Here is a 373-nt window from a genome sequence, read left to right on the forward strand (position 1 = left end):
CGTCTTACCGGCGGAGGCCATGGCGTCACGCGGACGCATCGCCTGCTTGGTCTCGACGTCGACGATCAGCTTGTCGAAGTCGGTGCGCTGCTCGACACGGGTCGCCTCGACCTTGTACGTGACCTTCAGCACCGGCGAGTAGATCGAGTCGACCGGAATGCGGCCGATCTCCTGACCGAGCTGCTTGTTCTGCACGGCGGAGACGTAACCGCGGCCACGCTCGACCGTCAGTTCCATCTCCAGCTTGCCCTTGCCGTTGAGCGTGGCCAGGACCAGGTCGGGGTTGTGCACCTCGACACCGGCCGGGGGCGCGATGTCGGCGGCGGTGACCAGACCCGGGCCCTGCTTGCGCAGGTACATCACGACCGGCTCG

At 66.8% G+C, this 373-nt stretch carries 1 pseudogene; it reads right to left on the bottom strand.

From position 1 onward, the window contains the following. Positions 1-373, bottom strand: a pseudogene (locus tag TN53_RS42925) (DNA-directed RNA polymerase subunit alpha); the annotation flags it as partial.

The organism is Streptomyces sp. WM6386 (assembly GCF_000972385.1).
Taxonomy (GTDB): domain Bacteria; phylum Actinomycetota; class Actinomycetes; order Streptomycetales; family Streptomycetaceae; genus Streptomyces.